We start from the raw sequence: 20,008 nt of genomic DNA on the forward strand, positions 1-20,008 counted from the left end.
ATGGCCGTCCGGACCATCGGGTATATCTCGACCGTCTGCGGCGTGATCGCGGCCTTCATGATCCTGGCCTCGGTGTTCATCACCTGCCAGATGATCTTTATCCGCGCTGTGCTGGGCCAATCGACCATCTGGCAGACCGAGGCGGTGATCTACCTGATGATCGGCGCGACCCTGATCGGCCTGCCCTACGTGCAAAAGCTCAAGGGCCATGTCGGCGTCGACCTGGTGCCCACCATGCTGGGCCGCACCGGGCGGCGCGTGCTGGCCTTTCTGACGCTGGTGGCGACCGGGATCATGATCGCGGTGATGCTCTATTATGCCTACGACATGTGGCATTTCGCGTGGAAACGCGGCTGGAAATCCGAAACGGTCTGGGCGGTGCCGCTGTGGATTCCCTACCTGTCCGTTCCGCTGGGCTTTGGCCTGTTCCTGTTGCAGCTTGCCGCCGACCTCTGGATGGTCGTGATCGGCGATGACCCCGCCGCCCCCGTCGCGGCCGAAGACCGGAGGCACTGATGGATCCGCTTGTTGTTGGCGCACTTGTCGCGCTCTGCACCGTGCTCGTGCTGTTTTCCGGCGTATCGGTGGGCACCGGCCTGCTGATCGTCGCCACCGGCTTTCTCATCGTCTTCGACGGCACCCGCGCGCTGATGGCGCTGCCGGAGCTGTTCTACGGCGAGTTGAACAGCTTTGCCCTGCTGTCGATCCCGATGTTCATCATCATGGGGGCGGCAATCTCTTCGACCCGCGCCGGGCCGGACCTCTACGAGGCGCTGGAACGCTGGCTGACCCGCGTGCCGGGCGGCCTGGTGGTGTCGAACCTGGGCGCCTGCGCGCTGTTCGCCGCCATGTCCGGCTCCAGCCCCGCCACCTGCGCCGCCATCGGCAAGATGGGCATCCCCGAGATGCGCAAGCGCGGCTACCCCGACGAGGTCGCCGCCGGGTCCATCGCGGCGGGCGGCACGCTGGGCATCCTGATCCCGCCCTCGGTGACGATGATCGTCTACGGCATCGCCACCGAGACCAGCATCGGCCGGCTGTTCCTGGCCGGTGTCATTCCCGGCCTGCTGCTGGTGTCGCTGTTCATCGCCTGGGCGATCTACGACACCTGGCGGCGCGGCGCGGCGGGCGTGGCGCTGTCGGGCATCTCCTACAGCTGGAAGCAGAAGCTGGAGATCCTGCCGCGCGTCATCCCCTTTTTCCTGATCATCATCGGCGTGCTCTACGCGCTCTATGGCGGCATCGCGACCCCGTCGGAAACGGCGGCCGTCGGCGCGTTGCTCTGCATCATCGTGGCGATGGTGGTCTACCGGCTCTACCAGCCGCAGGCGCTGTGGGTGGTGCTGCGCGATTCGACCCGCGAGTCGGTGATGATCCTGTTCATCATCGGCGCGGCGGGCGTGTTCTCCTTCATGCTGTCGTCGCTCTTTGTCACCCAGTCGGTGGCGGGCTGGATCGCCGCGCTCGAGGTCAACCGATGGGTGCTGATGGGCATCATCAACGTGTTCCTGCTGGTCGCGGGCTTCTTCCTGCCGCCGGTGGCGGTGATCCTGATGACCGCGCCGATCCTGCTGCCGATCATCACCACCGCCGGGTTCGACCCGATCTGGTTTGCCGTGATCCTGACCATCAACATGGAAATCGGCCTGATCACCCCGCCGGTGGGCCTGAACCTCTACGTGATCAACGGCATCGCGCCGGACATCTCGCTGAAGAAGATCCTCGTCGGCTCGCTGCCCTTTGTCGGCTGCATGGCACTGGCCATCGTGATCCTGTGCATCTTTCCGGGTCTTGCGACCTGGCTGCCCGACTACCTGATGGGACCGGCACGATGAGCCTGCTGGCCGACATGCTGTCGACCCTGATCGACCGCAGCATGCCCGCGCTGGGCCCGCTGCGGTCGGACGGGCGGACGATCGAGGCGCTGTGCCGCGACCTGCTGACCAGCACCGGCGAAGTGTCGGGCTACGCGCTCGCCCGTCGCATCCTGGATGGTTACGAGGCGATGGACGACACCCGGCGCAAGGCGTTCTTTTCCTTCCTCGCGACAGAGATGGACATCGACACCGATGCCCTTTCGGCCGCGGTCGCGGCCTATGCCACGGACCGGAGCGAGTCGACCTTCCGCAGGCTGATGGTTGCCTCTGAACCGGACCGGCAGGAACTGGCGCGGCGGCTGAACCAGGTGCCGGGCGCCACCGCGCGTCTGGTGGCAATGCGCCGCGACCTGCTGCGCTTTGTCAAGGACGACCCGGCGCTGGCGCGGGTGGACGCCGACCTGCGCCACCTCTTTGCCAGCTGGTTCAACCGCGGTTTTCTGGTGCTGCGCCCGATCAACTGGCAGAGCCCGGCGCACATCCTGGAAAAAATCATCGCCTACGAGGCAGTGCACGCGATCCACAGCTGGGACGACCTGCGCCGCCGGTTGCAACCCACCGACCGGCGCTGTTTCGGCTTTTTCCACCCGGCGATGCCGGATGAGCCGCTGATCTTTGTCGAGGTGGCGCTGACCAAGGGCGTGCCCGGCTCGATCCAGGGGGTGCTGGCCGAGGAACGTACGCAGCTGCCGCCAACACAGGCCGATACCGCGGTGTTCTACTCGATTTCCAACTGCCAGGACGGGCTGGCCGGCATCTCCTTTGGCAATTCGCTGATCAAGCAGGTGGTCGAGGACCTCAGCCGCGAGTTGCCGCAACTCAAGACCTTTGTCACCCTGTCGCCCATTCCCGGGCTGATGGCCTGGCTGCACGAAACCAGGTTGCAGCACCATGCCGCCGACCCGGTCCTGTTGCGCCAGATGGCGGCGCATTACCTGCTGGAGGCCAAGACCGCCAGCGGCGCCCCGCGTGACCCGGTGGCGCGCTTTCACCTCAAGAACGGCGCGCTGGTGCACGAGATCCACGCCCAGGCGGACCTGTCGCCCAACGGGCTGGAACGATCCGGCGGCGCGATGGTGAACTACCTCTACGACCTCGGCAAGATCACCGAGAACCATGAAGATTTCGCGACAAAGAACAAGGTGGCCGCGTCTTCGCCGCTGCGCGCACTGGCGCGCAAACCCCTGCCCGCCACCCTCTGACGACTGGATAGCCCATGGCAAACCCGCTTTACGACACGCTCTTTCGCCGCCACCTGGGACAGCAGACCCCGTTCCTGCACCTGGCCGACGGGCAGACCCTCACCCATGACGGCTTTCTGCGCATGGCGGCGCGCTATGCCCATGTCCTCACCGGGCTGGGAGTCCGGGCGGGGGATCGCCTTGCCGTGCAGATCGACAAGTCGCCCGAGGCGCTGGCCGTCTACGCCGCCTGCGCGCAGGCGGGCGTGATCTTCCTGCCGCTGAACACCGGCTACACCGCCGCCGAACTGGACTATTTCATCGGCAATTCGGGTGCCGCGCTGGTGCTGTGCAGCACCAAGACGGAGGCCGCGCTGACCCCGATCGCCGCCGCGCATGGCGCCACCCTCAAGACGCTGAACGCCGACGGCAGCGGCAGCTTTGCCGATCTCGCCGCAGGCCAACCGGAGCAGTTCGACACCGTGGAGCGTGACGGCGACGACCTTGCCGCCTTTCTCTACACCTCGGGCACCACGGGGCGGTCCAAGGGCGCCATGCTGACCCAGACAAACCTGGTGTCCAACGCCGTCACGCTGGCCGACTACTGGCGCTTTACCGACCGCGACGCGCTGCTGCACGCGCTGCCGATCTTTCACACCCACGGGCTGTTCGTGGCGACCAACGTGTCGCTGGTGGCGGGTGGGTCGATGCTGTTCCTGCCGAAGTTCGACCTGGACAAGATGATCGAGTTGATGCCGCGCGCCACCACCATGATGGGTGTGCCGACCTTCTACACCCGGCTGCTGGACGACCCACGCTTTACCGCCGAGCTGACCGGACACATGCGGCTGTTCGTGTCGGGCTCCGCCCCGCTGCTGGCCGAAACCCACGTGCAGTTCGAAAAGCGCACCGGGCACCGCATCCTGGAACGCTACGGCATGACCGAAACCAACATGAACACCTCCAACCCCTACGAGGGCGAGCGCCGGGCCGGCACGGTCGGCTTCCCATTGCCGGGGGTGGAGCTGAAGATCACCGATCCCGCGACCGGCGCCGAGGTGCCGCAGGGCGAGGTCGGCCAGATCGAGGTGCGCGGACCGAACGTGTTCAAGGGCTACTGGCAGATGCCGGAAAAGACCGCCGAGGAACTGCGCGCCAACGGCTTTTTCATCACCGGCGACCTCGGGACGGTGGACGCGGATGGCTACGCCACCATCGTCGGCCGCAACAAGGACCTGATCATTTCCGGCGGCTACAACATCTACCCCAAGGAGATCGAGCTGCTGCTGGACGAACAACCCGGCGTTCTGGAAAGCGCGGTGATCGGCGTGCCGCACCCGGATTTCGGTGAAAGCCCGGTGGGCGTGCTGGTGGCCAAGCCGGGAGAGGCGCCATCGCTGCCGCAGATCGAAGCGGCGCTGGGCACGTCGCTGGCGCGGTTCAAGCAGCCGAGAAAGCTGGTCGTGCTGGACGAGTTGCCGCGCAACACCATGGGCAAGGTGCAAAAGAACGTGCTGCGCGCGCAGTTCGCGGACCTCTTCGCACCGGCCAACTGACCCCGGGGGGCGGTCTCAGGCGGGCGGCGCCTCTGCATCCCCCTCGCGGAAGGCCGCGAGGATCTCGGCCACCAGCGGGTTGGGAAAGCGGCGCTGCAATGTGACCGCGCAGAACACCTCGGTGATGCCGTCGAGGTGGGCGAGGTCCGCCAGCTCGCCCGAGGCCAGTTCGTCGCGCACGACGATGGGCGGGATCACCGCCAGCCCCGCCCGCGCCCGCGCCAACAGGCGCAGCATCGCCATGTCGTCCGCCTCGGCCGCGATCCGCGGCACCACCCCCAGCCGCCCCACCAGCGCATCGAAGGAGGCGCGCAGGGCGGCCTCGGGCGTCGGCAGGATCAGCGGTTCGTCCCGCAGCAGGTCGGCCAGCGGCACGCCCAGCCGGTCCGGCGGCCCCACCAGGCTGACCGGCTGTTCCGACAGCTGGTGCACGAGGTAGGGGCTGGAGGCATCCCGCGCGGGCACGAGGTTCGTCAGCACCACGTCCAGCGACAGCCCCTCCAGCGCGCGCAACAGGTCGGCCTGCGCGCCCGACCGCAGCACTACCTCGACATCCGGCCGGCCGATGAAGGGCGCCACAAAACCGATCTGGAAGTTGCGCGACAGCGTGGCCAGCGCGCCGATGCGGATCACCCGCCGCGCGGTGGCCGCGTGTTTCAGCGTCGCGCTCAGGTCCTTGGCGGTCTTGAAGATCGCCTCGGCATGATCCAGCGCGATTCGCCCCGCTTCGGTCAGCACCAGCCCTCGCCCCCGCCGCTCGAACAGATCGTGGCCCAGCGCCGCTTCCAACGCCTTGACCTGCGTCGACAGCGCGGATTGCGACAGGTTCAGCGCGCGCGCCGCGCCGGTCAGGGTGCCATCGCGGGCGACCGCCCGGAACAGGCGCAGGTGATGCAGGTTCAGCGACATGACTCTTTCACCAGACAGAACGATAAGCCACAACATATGTAATTTTATAAAATCTTCCAGCCGTTAGAAACACCTCGAACGCAACTCGATCGAGGAACCGCGCCATGTCCCCTGACCTCCCGGCTAGCCTGCTTGCCCCCGTTGTCCTTGTCCTCGCCGCGCTGGTCTTTGCCCGCACTCCCGGCCTGCGCCCCCGCGTCGTGACCTGGCTGCCGGAGACGGCGGCGCTGGTCGCGCTGGGCCTCTCCTTGCTGGGCCTGTTCCAGTTCCTGGCCGCCGGACCGATGACCGTCACCCTTGCAGAAGGCCCTCTGGCCCTGACGCTGCGCAGCGATGCCATCAGCGCCACGATGACCGTTCTGGTGGCCTTCATCGGCTGGGTGGTGATGCGCTATTCCCGCAGCTACCTGGACGGCGAGCCGCGCGAGGGCCGGTTTCACGGGCTGATGCTGGGCACGCTGGCCACGGTCCTTGTGCTGGCGCAGGCAGGCAGCCTGATGGTGCTGATCCTCGCCTTTGCTGGTGTCGGCCTGGTCCTGCGGCAGCTGCTGCTGTTCTACCCCGAGCGGCAGGCCGCGCGGCGCGCGGCGACCAAGTTCTCGCTGGTCTGGCACGCCGGTGACGTGGCCCTGGTGCTGGCGGCGCTGCTGCTGGCCGCGACCTATGCCACCGGCGACTTCACAGCACTGGCCGAGGCGGCCAGGGGCGGGCTGACCCTGACCGGGCACCTCGCGGTCGCCCTGATCGTGCTGGCGGCGGCGCTCAAGACCGCGTCCTTTCCGCTGCATGGCTGGCTGACCGAGGTGATGGAGGCGCCCACGCCGGTCTCTGCCCTGCTGCACGCCGGGATCATCAACGCGGGGGGCGTCCTGCTGATCCGCTCGGCCGACCTGGTGCAGGCAAGCGCGGGTGCGATGGCGGCGCTGGTGATGATCGGCGGGTTGACCGCCCTGTTCGGCGCCGTGGTGATGCTGACGCAAAGCGCGGTCAAGACCTCGCTGGCCTGGTCGACCGTGGCGCAGATGGGCTTCATGCTGCTGCAATGCGGGCTGGGTCTCTGGCCGCTGGCGCTGCTGCACATCGTGGCGCATTCGCTCTACAAGGCGCACGCCTTCCTGTCCTCCGGCGGCGCGGTCCGTGCCGTGGCGTCGCTGCGGCGGCCGGGGCCGGTGGCGGTGCCCCGGGTCGGCGCGGTGATGAAGTCCTTCGTGCTGGCGCTGCTGATCTACGGTGTGATGGCGGGTGTATTCACCTTGCTGGCGGGTCCGAAGTCGCCGCAGGCGCTGGCGCTGGGCACCATCCTGATCCTCGGCGTCGCCTACCTTGTGGCGCAGGGCCTGGCCGATGCCGCGCCGCGTGACCTGACCCGGCGCACGGCGCTGGCCTCGTTGGGGGCAGCGGCCTCCTACTTCGGCTTCCAGCTGCTGGCGACCGCCGTCTGGGGGCCCTCGCTGCCCGAGGCCCCGATGCCCGGCCCGCTGGAATGGGCGATGATCGTTCTGGCGCTGGCATCCTTTGGCCTGGTGGCCTTTGCCCAGGCCCTGCTGCCGCTCTGGGCGCATCACCCGGCCAGCGCCGGGCTGCGCGTCCACATCGCCAACGGCCTCTACCTCAACGCGCTCCTGGACCGCTTTATCGGCGGGTTCCGGACGACGACCTCGAACTGATCGGAAGGATATGCAGATGTTCATGCAGCACACCCAGATCTCTCCCGCACGGGTTTCCGGCCTTCTGGACGCCGCCCGCAGCGCTGCCCGCGCGATTCCCCCGGCCTTTCCGCTGGACGCCACCGTCGCGGTCAACCCTGCCTTGGGCCAGACCCATGAGGACCTGGCCACCGCCAGCGCCCGACTGGCACGGGTCGCCGGGGTGGTCCTGACCCGGCCCCGGTCGGACTACGCCGCCGACATCAAGGCCGGCAAGATCACCAACGACGACCTTGCCGCCGCGCTGATCGCCTGCCCCTCGGCGCTCAAGCCGCACGACCTCGCGCTGCTCAGGGCCAAGGTCGCGATGGACGCACCCGCGCCCCGGCCCTTGCCAACAATCGCGGAACTGGCGGCGCAGGCGACGGGCACGGATTGGCCCGCGGTGATCGAACGGACCTTCGGCCTCTGGGCGGCGGGGTATTTCGACCGGGGCCAGGCGCTGTGGTCACACACCCCCGGGCGCGGCGCCTTTGCCGCCTGGCAGGCCTGGGCCAGCCGCGACCTGACGCCGGAAATCGCCGGGTTGCGCGGCTTTTGCGATCACGCCGCCCATGCGCCAGACACGCCGGAACGGTCGATCCTGCGCGCCGCCGAAAGGCTGGGCCTGGATGAGCGCGCGGCCGGGACGGCGTTCCACCGACTGCTGGCGGACCTGGGCGGCTGGGCGCAGCACGCGCGCTGGCTGCTGTGGCAGGCCGAACTGACCGGGGACAGCGACAACACCTTGGGCGACCTGCTGGCCATCCGGCTGATATGGGAAGAGGCGCTGCTGGCGCATGTGCCCGAGATCGCGGACCAGTGGCACGCCGTGGTCACCGCCCATGCCGCCCCGGTCGCGCCGACACCCGACCAGGTGATCGACGCCATTCTCCAGGACGCGGCCGAGCGTGCCTTTCAGCGGCAGTTGTCCCTGCAACTGGGCGGCGCGCAGGGCACGCCGACCCGTCCGGTGTTGCAGGCCGCCTTCTGCATCGACGTGCGGTCCGAGGTGTTCCGGCGGGCGCTCGAGGCGCAGAACCCGGCCATCGAGACAATCGGCTTTGCCGGGTTCTTTGGCCTGCCGCTGGCGCATACCGCGCATGGCTCGGACACGGTCGAGAGCCACCTGCCGGTGCTGCTGACCCCGGGCCTCACCTCGACCAGCGGCACGCAGGGCCCGGACGAGATCGAAAGCCGCATCTCGGCGCGGGCCGTCCGTGCCTGGGGCCGGTTCCGGCAGGCGGCGGTGTCGTCCTTTGCCTTTGTCGAGGCGGCAGGGCCGTTCTACGGCGCCAAGCTGGTCAAGGACGCTCTGGGCCACGCCAAGGCAACCAGGGCCGACCCGGCGCCACAGGTCGTCGGCGGGCTGGACGCCCAGACCAAGGCCGAGATCGGCGCCAAGGTGCTGAAGGCGATGAGCATGACCGGCGGCTTTGCCAAGCTGGTCCTGCTGCTGGGCCACGGCGCGCAGGTCACCAACAACCCGCACGAAAGCGCCTATCACTGCGGCGCCTGTGGCGGTCACACCGGCGAGGTGTCCGCCCGGCTGCTGGCGCAACTTCTGAACGATCCCGAAACGCGGGCGGGCCTGACGGCGCAGGGCATCGACCTGCCGCAGGACACGCTGTTCGTGGCCGGTCTGCACGACACCACCACCGACGCGGTCACGCTCTATGCCGATACCGCCGCCCCGGATCACCGGGCCGAGCTGAAGCAGGCGCAGCGCTGGCTCAAGGCGGCCGGCGCGCAGGCGCGGGCGGAACGCGCCCTGCGGATCAAGGGCGCGACCGCCGACACCGTGGCCGCGCGGGCGACCAACTGGGCCGAGGTGCGCCCGGAGTGGGGCCTGGCCGGTTGCGCCGCCTTTGTCGCGGCGCCGCGCGCGGTCACGGCGCAGGCCGACCTGGGCGGTCGGTCCTTCCTGCACAGCTACGACTGGACCACGGACGAGGGCTTTGCCACGCTGGAACTGATCCTGACCGCGCCGGTCGTGGTCGCCAGCTGGATCAGCCTGCAATACTACGGCTCGGCCATCGCGCCCGAGGTCTTTGGCGGCGGCAACAAGCTGATCCACAACGTCACCGGCGGCATCGGCGTGGTCGAGGGCAACGGCGGTCGGCTGCGGCCCGGCCTGCCGTGGCAGGCGGTGCATGACGGCCAGCACCTGGCGCATGAACCGCTGCGGCTGTCCGTGCTGGTGGAGGCGCCCGAGGCGGCGATCTCCGACGTGCTCAGGAAGCACCCGGAGGTGCAGGCGCTGTTTGACAACGGCTGGCTGCACCTCTTCACGCTAAAGGAAGGGCGGATCGCGGCGCGCTACCGGCCGGGCTTGTCGTGGTCGGGCGAAAGGCCCTTCGCGCAGGCGGCCTGAATGGACAAGCGGCGCGGCGGAGGTCTCTTCGCCGCGCCTCAGGTACGCGGCACCGCCTGCATGCGGGCCAGGATATCGACGCCCTGCGTCTTCCAGAAGTGCAGCAGGTCGATGAAGATCCAGTTCTCGGCCAGCTTGTCGCCGCTGCGGCGGTAGATGTCGATCACCCGCATCTCGCCCGGGGTGTCCGATCCGGGCATCCCCATGAAGCCGCCCTTGTGCCGGGCGGTAAAGTTCGGCCAGCCGAAAAAGCCGCCGTAGTGTCCTTCGGCCATGCGGCAGATGTGCCGGGTCTTGGAGCGGTCGGTAAAGGCGGCGCGGAACGGGGCCGAGTGCTGTTTCGCATAGCGCTCGATGGTGTAGGTCGCGCCGATGCCCGCCGGTCCCCACCAGATCATGTCGTCGTGCCAGGTGCGGGCCAGTTCCTCCTCCAGCGGCAGACCCAGCTGCCAGGTGCCCAGGTCGCCGATCATCGCGTTGATCGCGGCCAGCGTCGCCGCGCCCTCCGCCTCCGGCTGGGGACCGAACAGCAGCCCGTCGTGGGTCAGCGGGCCGGGCTGGACCAGGTGCGCGGCGGTCTGTGGCGGAAAAGGCGTCAGCCCGGTCTGCATCATCAGGTGCGGTATGTCGAAATACATCGCGGTTTCGGCGATGCGCCCGTTTTCGACCCGGTTGAACTCGCAATAGCGCAGAAAGGCCATCTTGCCCGTCGGTGCGATGCCCAGCCAGGGCCGGTCGAACAGCCCCATCAGGTGGCCCATCGACACCACCCAGACCGAGGCAAAGCCGTCCAATTCGTTGCGCCCGGCCATGAAGATGTCCACCCGCCGCTGCATCCGCGTCAGCGACTGCCGCAGCGGGCTCCAGAAGGCGGAGGCGACGGCCCCCGACCCCCGCAGCTCGCCAAAGGGGTGAAAGCCGCGCCACAGCCAGTCATCGGTCGCAAATCTCGTGGCCACTGGCTCCAGGTCGGCGGGTGCGGCGGCGTCGAGGGCCGCGTGAAACTGGCGGACGAGGTCCTTTTCAGCCTGGAAAGATGTCACCGGAGCCCCCCTGTTGGATGCGCTTGCGGAGAACACTTCCCAACTTGCCGCACCGCTGTCCAGCCTTCTCGCGGGTGTTTGCAAAGATAGCAGGACCTGTGGGGAGAAGGCAGGCGGCGGATACCCGGTTGCGCAATCTCGGCAAGCGCCGGGGCGGTCTCATCGGCGTCAAGAACCATGGCCTGACCATCGCCAACCGCGCGTTCCCTGTCCTCCTGAGATCGTCCGGCTGCAACAGGACCACGACGATGCGGAAGAGTGCCGGCCTTCAGGACCCGACCGCAGGCGAAATCCTGATCGTCGGCATCGGCCAGCTTTTCGTCCAGGGCTGCCGCTGGATGGGCATCACAGGCTGCGGCCCCAAGACAGGGGCGATCGAATTCCTGGACACCTGGCGGCGCCCCATCCAGACCGTGGGTGCCATGGCCCTGGGGACCGGGTCGATCGCGCCGGTGCACATGCTCGTCGGTCTCGGCAATGCCCTTGTCGGGGAAGGTCAGGCACCTGTTTGCCGGCCCGACCGAAACCATGCTGATCGCCGCCGACGACAATGGGATCGGCACCAACCACACGCTGCCGACGAACAAGGCCGGGCGCCAAACCGGCGGGTTTTGGGCGGCCAAGCTCCTCGAGACGCACTCCTGCCAGAAGGTGCCGACCGACGAGGCCGCGGACCAGCGTCACGGGGTGGGCCGGACGGGTTCGTGCCGGGACCAAGGGACGCGGCACCCGGCGCAAGGCGGCAGAGCGTGCCGCCGTCCGGTCGCACATGCTGGCGTGGGCGCGTGTCGGGGCCGCGCAGCCCAATCGGCTGTTCTCGGCCCTCGTGTCGATTGCCGCCGACAACCAGGGCTTGCCGACGCACCACGGGGTGTTTCGGAGCGCCGAGCCGTTTCACGCGAGGGCGTGCCCTTGACCTGCGACCGCCACATGACTTCAGCCCCCGCCCCGCCGTCGCGGTGATCGAGGACAGAGAGGGCGAGGCCGCGCTCGACGCCGACCGGGGCGCGATCAACAGCGCCGTGCACACGGGCTTTGGCCCCTGCGGCGCGGTGATCAACGGGCGGATGCGCGACCTCGGCGACCTGCCGGAGGGCTGTCAGGCTCTCGCGGGCGGTATCGGCCCCAGTCACGGCCATGTGCGTGCGGCCGAGATCACCACCACGGTCAGCATCTTCGGGATGGACCTGGCCGACGGCGATCTGGTCCACGCCGACCGGCATGGCGCTGGTCATCCCCGCGGACCCCACCGACCGCCCTGGCACGGCCATCGCCAAGCTGCCGGAGACCGAGCGCGTCGTTCCGTATGCCGCACGCGCCCCCGGCTCTGGCTTTGCGAGGTTCGATACCGCCTGGGCGGCCTTCGAAAAGACCCGCACCCAGGGCGCGTCCACCCTCAGGTGGCCAGCACGTTGCGGAACTGCCAGGGGTCGGTTTCGTCGATGTCCTCGGGGAAATGCTCCCAGCGGTCCTGCAACGGGGTCCAGTCGGTGTAATGCGCCTCCACCGGCCCCAGGTAGGGGCGCTGGATCTCCAGACAGCGGGCGTGGTCCATCTCGTCGGTTTCGACGATCCCGGCGCCGGGGTTCTCCAGCGCCCAGACCATGCCCGCCAGCACTGCCGAAGTGACCTGAAGCCCGGTCGCGTTCTGGTAGGGGACAAGGTCGCGCGCCTCTTCGTTGGACAGGCGCGAGCCGTACCACATTGCGTTCTTCTCATGCCCGTAGATCAGCACGCCCAGCTCGTCGATGCCTTCGACGATCTCGTCCTCGGACAGGATGTGGTGTCTGGTCTGCTGGCGGCCCGAGCCGAACATCTCGTGCAGCGACAGCACCGCGTCGTCGCAGGGGTGATAGGCATAGTGGCAGGTCGGCCGGAACTCGGGGTTCGCCGCATCGCCCACGGTGTAGTAGTCCGAGATCGAGATCGCCTCGTTGTGCGTCACGAGAAAGCCGAACTGCGGGCCGGGTGTCGGGCACCAGGTGTGCACGCGGGTGATAGCGCCGGGGCGCTCCAGCCAGATGCCGGCCTGGCAGCCGGTCTCGTGCCGGTGGCCATTCTCGGGGAACCAGGTCTCATGCGTGCCCCAGCCCAGCTCGGCGGGCTGAAAGCCTTCGGAGATGAAGCCCTCGACCGACCAGGTGTTGACGAAGGTGCCGCGCGGCTTGGGCACGCGGCGGGCCTGGGTGTCCCGTTCGGCGATGTGGACGCCCTTGACGCCCAGCGACATCATCAGCCGGGCCCAGCCGTCGCGGTCCGTCGGCGCCGTGACCTCGCGCCCAAGGTCGGCAGCCAGCCGCAGCAGCGCCTCCTTGACGAACCAGCTGACCATGCCGGGGTTCGCGCCGCAGCAGCTGACCGCCGTGGTGCCGCCCGGGTTGCGCGCCTTTTCATCCCGCACCATCTGTCGCAGCGCGTAGTTGGTGCGCGCGGCGTTGTCGGTCGTGCCGAAATAGTAGCCGGCCCAGGGCTCGGCCACGGTGTCGATGTAGGGCACGCCGATCTCGCGGCAGAAGGTCATGATGTCGAGCGATGAGGTATCGACCGACAGGTTCACGCAGAACCCCTTGCCATCGGGAAAGAGCTCTCCCAGCACCTCGCGGTAATTCTCGGGGGTCAGGGCCGTCGAGACATGGTGCAGCTTGTGCTGGCGCAGGAACTTGGCCTGTCGGGCGTCCGGCTCGATCACCGTCAGCTTGTCGGCGTCATAGTCGAAATGGCGTTCGATCAGGGGCCAGACGCCCTTGCCGATAGAGCCGAAGCCGATGATGACAATATGGCCCTCGATCCGGCCGTAGACGGGGTAATCCTGAGTCAATTGAGCCTCCTGCACAGTCCTATCCGCTATAGGGGGCGTGGTGGTGCAACGCAAATCCCCTGCCCCTCTGGCACATCCCCGAACGGAAAAAGCCGCCGGAGCGGGCACTCCGGCGGCCTTCTGTCATGACACAGGCGACAGGGTCAGTCGACCAGCTCGCCCTTTTCTTCCTTGCTGGCGGCCAGCTTCATCCGCCGCTTCAGTGCCGCGCCAAAGATGATCGGCAGGATGAAGCCCACGAAGGCCACGACCCACAGCCCGATCGCCAGCGGCGAGCCGACCAGGACCCACCAGTCGCCGTTCGAGATCGAGATCGCGCGGCGCAGGTTGGCCTCCATCGCGTTGCCCAGCAGGATGCCCAGGATCACCGGCACCAGCGGCACGTCCAGCTTGCGCAGGATCCAGCCCATCACGCCAAAGCCGACCATGACCATCAGGTCAAAGCTGGAGCCCGAGATGCCGTAGATGCCGACAAAGGACACCATGGCCACCACCGGCATCAGCACGCGCGGCGGCACCAGCAGGATGCGGGTGAACAGGCCCACCATCGGGATGTTCATCAGCAGCAGCATGAAGTTGCCGATGAACAGCGCCGCGATCAGGCCCCAGACCACGTCCGGGTTCTGCGAGAACAGCAGCGGCCCCGGGGTGATGTTCAGCGCCAGCAGCACCGCCAGCAGCACCGCCGTGGTGCCCGATCCGGGCACGCCCAGCGCCAGCATCGGCACCAGCGCCCCCCCGGCGGCGGCATTGTTGCCCGCCTCCGGTGCGGCCACGCCGCGCGGATCGCCCTTGCCAAAAGTGCCGTGCTTGTCCACCAGCCGCTTTTCCATCGAGTAGGAGATGAACGATCCCAGCGAAGCCCCTGCCCCCGGCAGAACGCCCGCAACAAAGCCCAGCACCGAGGTGCGCAGCATGGTCGGCGTGCACTGCTTGATCATGCTCCACGGCGGGGTCAGGCGGCCGATCACGATCTTCTTGGCATCGGCCCCGGACTCACCGTGGCGGTTCTCGAGAAAGATCAGCACTTCGCTCAGCGCGAACAGGCCGACGAGTGCCACGAGGAAGTCGATCCCGTCATACAGGTGCACCTCGCCGAAGGTGAAACGCGGCACGCCGGTCTGGCCGTCGACGCCGACCATCGCGATCAGCAGGCCGAGACCCGCGGCAAAGGCCGCCTTGCCCTGGTTGGTCGACGAGATGCCGCCCAGCGTCGCAAAGGCCAGCGTGAACAGCGCGAAGTATTCTGCCGGGCCGAATAGCAGCGCGACCTTGACCAGCTGCGGCGCGATGAACACCAGGCCCCAGGTGGCAAAGAATGCGCCCACGAAGGAGGCGATGCCCGACAGCGCCAGCGCCTCGCCGGCCTTGCCCTGTTGCGCCATTGGGTAGCCGTCAAGGCAGGTCATCAGCGCCGGTTCATCGCCGGGGATGTTCAGCAGGATCGAGCTGATGCGCCCGCCGTACATCGCGCCGTAGTAGACCGAGGTCAGCAGAATCAGCGCGGCGACAGGCGGCAAGCCGAGGGTAAAGGCCAGCGGGATCAGGATGGCGACGCCGTTTGACGGGCCCAGCCCCGGCAGCGCGCCCATGATGGTGCCCAGGAAACAGCCGACGGCGGCCAGCAGCAGGTTCTGCCAGGTGATGGCGATCCAGAAGCCGTCGCCGAGCGAGGATAGTGCGTCCATGACAAGCTCTCCGGTTCAGAAGCCCAGCGGACCCTTGGCGAGCGACAGCCCGAGGATCACGCGGAAGACAAGGTAGATACCGCCGGAGGTCAGCACCCCGGCAATGAGCGCCTGCACCGGGGTCGACCCCAGCCGCCAGCCCAGGTAGGCCGAGGCCGCAGCAGTGGCGGTGACAAAGCCCAGCACCGGCAGCAGTTGCGCGTAGAGCAGCATGACGGCAATCGCCAGGACGATCTCCAGCAGGCGGCCCGCGTTCGGCCAGGTCGGTGAGGGGTCCGGCTTGACGATGAAGTACAGCGAGCTGGTGGCCAGCATGACCGCGATGATGATCGGGAAGGCCTTGGGTCCGACCACGTCGGAGAACGGGCTTTCCTGGATCAGCGTGGCCTGCCAGATGAAGAGCATGGCAAGCGCCAGGCCGACGCCCCCCAGAATTCGGTCGCTCATGACGGTTCCTCCCGCAATGTCAGAAGATGTTGGGCAGCCCGCCTCTGCCGGGCGCCGCGTTGTGCGGTCGCGGGCGGGGGTCTGCGGTCCGGATCGTTGCGTGCCGGACATGGGGTGGACGGGGCGGCGCAGGGCCGTCCCGTCCGGATGGTGTCAGCCGATCACTGGGTGATCTTGTTGGTCAGGTCCTGGATCTTGGCGACGGACTCTGCCACGAAGGCCTCGAAGGCCGCGCCCTGCAGGTCCAGCGGCGCGAGGCCGTTGGTGGCCATGACCTCTTTCCACTCCGGGCTGTCGTAGAGGGTCTTGATCTGGGCAACCCAGAAGTCATAGGCCTCGTCGGTCATGCCCTTGGGGGCGTAGAAGCCGCGCCAGTTGGCGCCCACGGCGTTGACGCCCTGCTCGACTGCGGTCGGCATGTCAGCGAATTCGCCGCCGAGACGCTCGGGCGAGAGCACGGCGAGGACCTTGATGTCGCCGCTGTCGAGAAAGCCCTTGGCCTCGGACACGTCGCCAGTGAAGGCCTGGACCGAACCAGCCAGCAGCTGGGTGATCGCCTCGCCGCCGCCGTCAAAGGCGATGTACTTGACCGCGCGCACGTCCTCGATGCCGTACTCGCTGGCTGCGATCAGCACCTTGAGGTGGTCCCAGCCGCCCACGGCGGACCCGCCGGCAATGGCGATCGAGGTCGGGTCGGCCTTGATCATGTCCAGCAGCTGCGTGAGGCTCTCGATCTCGCTCGACTTCGACACGGCGATCACGCCGTAGTCGGCGCCGATGGTCGCCAGCCAGCGCACCTGGTCCATGGTGTTGCCCGGGTAGGCGCCGGTGGCAAGGCGGGTCGCCGTGGCGGTCGAGGCCGCGACGATCAGGTCGCTTTCATCGTTGCGCTTGTTGACGACCTCGGCATAGGCCACGCCGCCGCCGCCGCCGGCCAGGTTGACGACCTGCATGGTGCTGCTGATCAGGCCAAGGTCCTGCATCGTCTTGCCGACCTGGCGGCAGGTGAAGTCCCAACCGCCGCCGGGGTTGGCGGGGGCGATGCACTCGGGGCTTTCGGGTTCGAACGCGAACGCCGGTGCCGCCAGAAGCGAGACAGCCGCGAAACTCGCGGCGAGGGTGAACTTGAGCATGCTGGTTCCTCCATACCATGTGCAATGCCGGGGCGCGCGGGGTGTCCCCCCGCGTCCGGATGCCCCGTCATAGCCGCTGAGCCTGTCGCCAAGCTGTCAGAATCCCGACAGGGGGCACTCCGCGAACTTGCCTTCGGGGACGGCGGGCGTATGGTGGTCCGGCTCCGAGCGGCAGCAGGGAGGCCCGCCAAGATGCGTATTCTTCTGCTCGAGGACGCCGTCGACGTCGCCGAGGCGATCTGCGCCAGCTTTGCCAAGCGTGGCGATGCGGTGGACCACGTCTGCACCGTGGCCGATGGTCTCGCCAGCATCGAGGTGCAGGACTACGACGTCGCCGTGCTGGACATCGGCCTGCCCGACGGCAGCGGGACCGAGGTTCTGCGCGCCCTGCGCGGCCGCCACAGCGCCACGCCCGTGCTGATGCTGACCGCCCGGACCAAGGTGGACGACCGGGTCTCGGCGCTGGACAGCGGGGCTGACGACTACCTGGTGAAACCCTTCGACCTGCGCGAGCTTGAGGCGCGGGTGCGCGCGCTCTGCCGCCGCTCCGGCGCGGACCGCACCGGCACGCTGGCCTTCGGCAACCTGGTGTTCGACCCCGCCAGCCTGACGGCGACGGCGGACGGCGCCGCCCTGCCCCTCACCCGGCGCGAGGCAAGCCTGCTGGAGATCCTGCTGGCCAGCAAGGGCCGCGTCGTGCCCAAGGACCGCATCTTTGAACGCATGTTTTCCTTCAACGACGAGGATGTCGGCCTGAACGCGGTCGAAACCTACGTCGGACGGCTGCGGCGCAAGCTGGACGGCAGCAGCCTGTCGATCCGCACCCTGCGCGGGTTGGGCTACCAGCTGGTCGAGGACACCTGACCCGGTGGCGCTGCGCCCGTCCTTTTCGCTGACCGCGCGGCTGGGGCTGGCGCTGGGCGTGGTGTTTGCGCTGGGCGGCCTCGCGGTGGCCTTTGCCGCCTTTGCCTATGGGCGCGCCGCCGCCCAGCAAAGCTTTGATCGCCTGCTGGTGGGTGCTGCCAACCAGATCGCCGAGTCCCTCTCGCTGCGCGACGGCCAGGTGGTCGCCGACCTGCCGGTCTCGGCCTTCGAACTGCTGTCGCTCGCCCCCCAGGACCGCATCGTCTACGCCATCTACGACCGACAGGGCGCGCTGGTCACCGGCTACGAGGGGCTGGACCCGCGCCCCGGCCGCGAAGCGTTCTTTTCCGCCGAATTCACCGACGAGCCGGTGCGCGTCGCGCAGGTCACGCGGTTCTTCTCGGAACGCACCTATTCGGGCCGGGTCGATGTGCTGATCGGCCAGACCCTGCGCGCCCGCACCCAGCTGGCCCGCCAGATCACCCGCAATGCGCTGATCGCCGCCGCCGTCGCGGGGCTGGCCATGGCGGGGCTGGCGTTCTTTGCCGTGCGCTCGGCGCTCAGCCCGCTGCGGCGGATCGAACGCGACATCGCCGGGCGCGCGACCGATGACCTTGCCCCCATCGACGTCGCCACCCCGCGCGAGATCACCAGCCTGGTGGCCGCGCTCAACCGCTTCATGGGGCGGCTCGACCGGCAAGTGGCGGTGATGCGCAACCTGATCGCCGATTCCTCGCACCAGCTGCGCACCCCCATCGCCGCCCTGCGCGCGCAGGCGGAACTGGCGCGCGAGGAACGCGACCCCGACAGGCTGCGCGGCCTGATGGAGCGGATCCACAAACGCTCGCAGGGGCTCAGCCGCCTGACCGACCAGTTGCTGAACCACGCGCTGGTGATCCACCGTGCCGATGCCGTGCCGCTTGCGCCGCTGGACCTGCGCACCGTGGCGATCCGCGCGATGGAGGAAACCGACCACGCGCTTGCCGGGACCGGCCTGCGCCCGATGTTGGACCTGCCCGAGGATGCGGCCTGGTGCCGGGGCGACGCGCTGTCGCTGACCGAAGCCTGCAAGAACCTGCTGAACAACGCGCTGCGCCACGGCAAGGCGCCGGTGACGCTGGCCGTTGTGGCCGGGCCTGTCGATGTGCGGCTGGCGGTGCGCGACAGCGGCCCCGGCCTGCCCGAGGCGCACTGGCCCGATGCCGGTTCACGCTATTCGCGCGACTCCGGCGTCTCGCCGGAAAGCGCGGGGCTGGGCCTGTCCATCGTGCAGTCCGTCGCCACCGCGCACCAGGGACGCCTGTCGTTCGCCCGCAGCGCACGCGGGTTCGAGGCCGCGCTTGTCCTGCCCCGCATCCGGAGACCGGCGGAATGATCCTCAGGCTGGCCCTCCTGCTGCTCTGCGCCGCGCCCGCCATTGCGGCGGGACCGGAGGCGATCCGCACCTACGGCCGTGACAGCGCGGCTACCCACCTGCTGCTGCGCGGCACAACCGACATCGCGCTCTTTGACCGCCTGCTGACCGGCTATGCCGCCAGCGAGCCGGGCCTGCGGATCACCTATGAGCAGTGGGGCTCAAACGACCTCTACGCCGAGGCTGCCCGCGCCTGCCGCGACGGCGGGACAGACGCCGACATGCTGATCAGCTCGGCGGTCGATCTCCAGGTCAAGCTGGTCAACGACGGCTGCGCCCGCAGCTACCTGTCCGACCGCACCGCCCGCCTGCCCGCCGCGCTGAACTGGCGGGATGAGGTCTGGGGCATCACCCGCGAACCCGCCGTCTTTGTCTACAACCGCGCGCTGGTCCCCGCGACCGAGGCGCCGCGCTCGCGCTTTGACCTGATCGACCTGCTGCGCCCCGCCGACAGCCGCTATTTCGGCAAGGTCGCCACCTATGACATCGAGGCATCGGGGCTTGGCTATCTCTTTGCCTTCATGGATTCGCGGCAAGCGACCACCTTTGGCAGCCTGCTCGAAGCCTTTGACCGGGCCGAGGCGGTGGCAACCTGCTGTTCGTCCGAGATCATCGACGGCGTCGTCAGCGGGCGCTACCTGCTGGCCTACAACGTGCTGGGCTCCTACGCGCTGGCCCGCGCGGCCGAGGCGCCGGACCTCGTCGTCGTCGCGCCGGACGACTACACGCTGGTGCTGGCGCGCGCGGCGGTGATCCCGCGCGGCGCAGGGCAGCCGGAGGCGGCGGGGCGGTTCCTCGACTACCTGCTGTCCGAGCCGGGGCAGAGGGCGATGGCCGCCGAACGGCTGATCGTGGACATCGCCGACCCGGACCCGGATCCTTCGGCCTTTCTTGCGCCGTCGGACAACCAGTCGGCCTTTCGCCAGATCCCGCTGTCGCCGGTTCTGCTGGTGGGCCTCGATCAGCAAAAGCGCGCGCTGTTCCTGGAGCGCTGGCGCGAGACCTTTCATGCGAGGTGA

At 68.5% G+C, this 20,008-nt stretch carries 16 protein-coding genes and 2 pseudogenes; 11 read left to right on the plus strand and 7 right to left on the minus strand.

Annotated elements, in window-relative coordinates; translation table 11 throughout:
* Genes MAA8898_RS11550 through MAA8898_RS11565 form a run of 4 tightly spaced genes read left to right on the plus strand, consistent with a single transcriptional unit; the run spans position 1 to position 4,614 of the window.
* Positions 1 to 516: a TRAP transporter small permease gene (locus MAA8898_RS11550; RefSeq protein WP_094021164.1), complete on the plus strand. Its 516-nt coding sequence runs from the start codon at positions 1 to 3 to the stop codon at positions 514 to 516.
* Positions 516 to 1,835 (plus strand): TRAP transporter large permease, encoded by a 1,320-nt coding sequence (locus MAA8898_RS11555; protein WP_094021165.1) that lies wholly within the window; start codon positions 516 to 518, stop codon positions 1,833 to 1,835. The genes MAA8898_RS11550 and MAA8898_RS11555 overlap by 1 nt, the downstream gene beginning before the upstream one ends.
* Positions 1,832 to 3,079, plus strand: a complete 1,248-nt coding sequence (locus MAA8898_RS11560; protein ID WP_094021166.1) for a malonyl-CoA decarboxylase — start codon at positions 1,832 to 1,834, stop codon at positions 3,077 to 3,079. Before MAA8898_RS11555 ends, MAA8898_RS11560 begins: the two co-directional genes overlap by 4 nt.
* Positions 3,080 to 3,093: 14 nt before the next feature.
* Positions 3,094 to 4,614 carry a malonate--CoA ligase gene (locus MAA8898_RS11565; RefSeq protein ID WP_094021167.1) on the plus strand — a complete coding sequence of 507 codons (1,521 nt, stop codon included), beginning with the start codon at positions 3,094 to 3,096 and terminating at the stop codon, positions 4,612 to 4,614.
* 15 nt (positions 4,615 to 4,629) lie between these two features.
* On the opposite strand, the gene MAA8898_RS11570 is transcribed toward MAA8898_RS11565, so the two are convergent.
* Complete coding sequence (locus tag MAA8898_RS11570; protein WP_217900498.1) at positions 4,630 to 5,523, minus strand: LysR family transcriptional regulator; 894 nt, start codon at positions 5,521 to 5,523, stop codon at positions 4,630 to 4,632.
* Positions 5,524 to 5,627: 104 nt separating this feature from the next.
* Here MAA8898_RS11570 and MAA8898_RS11575 point away from each other — a divergent pair, with 104 nt between their 5' ends.
* The gene (locus tag MAA8898_RS11575) at positions 5,628 to 7,190 is read left to right on the plus strand and encodes a proton-conducting transporter transmembrane domain-containing protein (RefSeq protein WP_094021169.1); all 1,563 of its coding nucleotides are present in this window, start codon (positions 5,628 to 5,630) and stop codon (positions 7,188 to 7,190) included.
* 16 nt (positions 7,191 to 7,206) lie between these two features.
* The gene (locus MAA8898_RS11580) at positions 7,207 to 9,582 is read left to right on the plus strand and encodes a YbcC family protein (protein ID WP_094021217.1); all 2,376 of its coding nucleotides are present in this window, start codon (positions 7,207 to 7,209) and stop codon (positions 9,580 to 9,582) included.
* A gap of 38 nt (positions 9,583 to 9,620) precedes the next feature.
* Here the strand turns inward: MAA8898_RS11580 and MAA8898_RS11585 are convergent, their stop codons facing one another.
* Both MAA8898_RS11585 and MAA8898_RS27275 read right to left on the minus strand, forming a co-directional pair.
* Entirely contained in the window at positions 9,621 to 10,625 is a 1,005-nt protein-coding gene (locus MAA8898_RS11585) for an ester cyclase (RefSeq protein WP_094021170.1), read from the minus strand.
* On the minus strand, positions 10,622 to 11,212 hold the full coding sequence (locus MAA8898_RS27275; protein WP_176445134.1) for a hypothetical protein: 591 nt from the start codon (positions 11,210 to 11,212) through the stop codon (positions 10,622 to 10,624). Before MAA8898_RS27275 ends, MAA8898_RS11585 begins: the two co-directional genes overlap by 4 nt.
* Between MAA8898_RS27275 and MAA8898_RS27280 the strand changes: the two are divergent.
* Positions 11,130 to 11,330, plus strand: a pseudogene (locus MAA8898_RS27280) (histidinol dehydrogenase); the annotation flags it as partial. The gene MAA8898_RS27275 and the pseudogene MAA8898_RS27280 sit on opposite strands and share 83 nt — an antisense overlap.
* A 257-nt stretch (positions 11,331 to 11,587) precedes the next feature.
* Positions 11,588 to 12,121, plus strand: a pseudogene (locus tag MAA8898_RS27285) (RraA family protein); the annotation flags it as partial.
* Here MAA8898_RS27285 and MAA8898_RS11600 read toward each other — a convergent pair.
* From MAA8898_RS11600 to MAA8898_RS11615, 4 genes are all read right to left on the minus strand, one after another.
* Positions 12,022 to 13,443, minus strand: a complete 1,422-nt coding sequence (locus tag MAA8898_RS11600; protein WP_094021171.1) for a homospermidine synthase — start codon at positions 13,441 to 13,443, stop codon at positions 12,022 to 12,024. The pseudogene MAA8898_RS27285 and the gene MAA8898_RS11600 overlap by 100 nt on opposite strands.
* Positions 13,444 to 13,586: 143 nt before the next feature.
* A complete protein-coding gene (locus MAA8898_RS11605) occupies positions 13,587 to 15,131 on the minus strand; it encodes a tripartite tricarboxylate transporter permease (protein ID WP_094021172.1) in 1,545 nt (514 codons plus the stop codon).
* A gap of 15 nt (positions 15,132 to 15,146) precedes the next feature.
* Positions 15,147 to 15,578 carry a tripartite tricarboxylate transporter TctB family protein gene (locus MAA8898_RS11610; protein WP_094021173.1) on the minus strand — a complete coding sequence of 144 codons (432 nt, stop codon included), beginning with the start codon at positions 15,576 to 15,578 and terminating at the stop codon, positions 15,147 to 15,149.
* A gap of 161 nt (positions 15,579 to 15,739) precedes the next feature.
* Positions 15,740 to 16,711: a Bug family tripartite tricarboxylate transporter substrate binding protein gene (locus tag MAA8898_RS11615; protein WP_094021174.1), complete on the minus strand. Its 972-nt coding sequence runs from the start codon at positions 16,709 to 16,711 to the stop codon at positions 15,740 to 15,742.
* A gap of 192 nt (positions 16,712 to 16,903) precedes the next feature.
* Here MAA8898_RS11615 and MAA8898_RS11620 point away from each other — a divergent pair, with 192 nt between their 5' ends.
* The 3 genes from MAA8898_RS11620 to MAA8898_RS11630 are packed head-to-tail and all read left to right on the plus strand — an operon-like array spanning position 16,904 to position 20,008.
* Entirely contained in the window at positions 16,904 to 17,575 is a 672-nt protein-coding gene (locus MAA8898_RS11620; protein WP_094021175.1) for a response regulator transcription factor, read from the plus strand.
* A 4-nt stretch (positions 17,576 to 17,579) separates the two neighbouring features.
* The gene (locus MAA8898_RS11625; RefSeq protein ID WP_094021176.1) at positions 17,580 to 18,950 is read left to right on the plus strand and encodes a sensor histidine kinase; all 1,371 of its coding nucleotides are present in this window, start codon (positions 17,580 to 17,582) and stop codon (positions 18,948 to 18,950) included.
* Entirely contained in the window at positions 18,947 to 20,008 is a 1,062-nt protein-coding gene (locus tag MAA8898_RS11630; RefSeq protein WP_094021177.1) for an ABC transporter substrate-binding protein, read from the plus strand. The genes MAA8898_RS11625 and MAA8898_RS11630 overlap by 4 nt, the downstream gene beginning before the upstream one ends.

The organism is Antarctobacter aquimaris, assembly GCF_900184945.1.
Taxonomy (GTDB): Bacteria; Pseudomonadota; Alphaproteobacteria; order Rhodobacterales; family Rhodobacteraceae; genus Maliponia; species Maliponia aquimaris.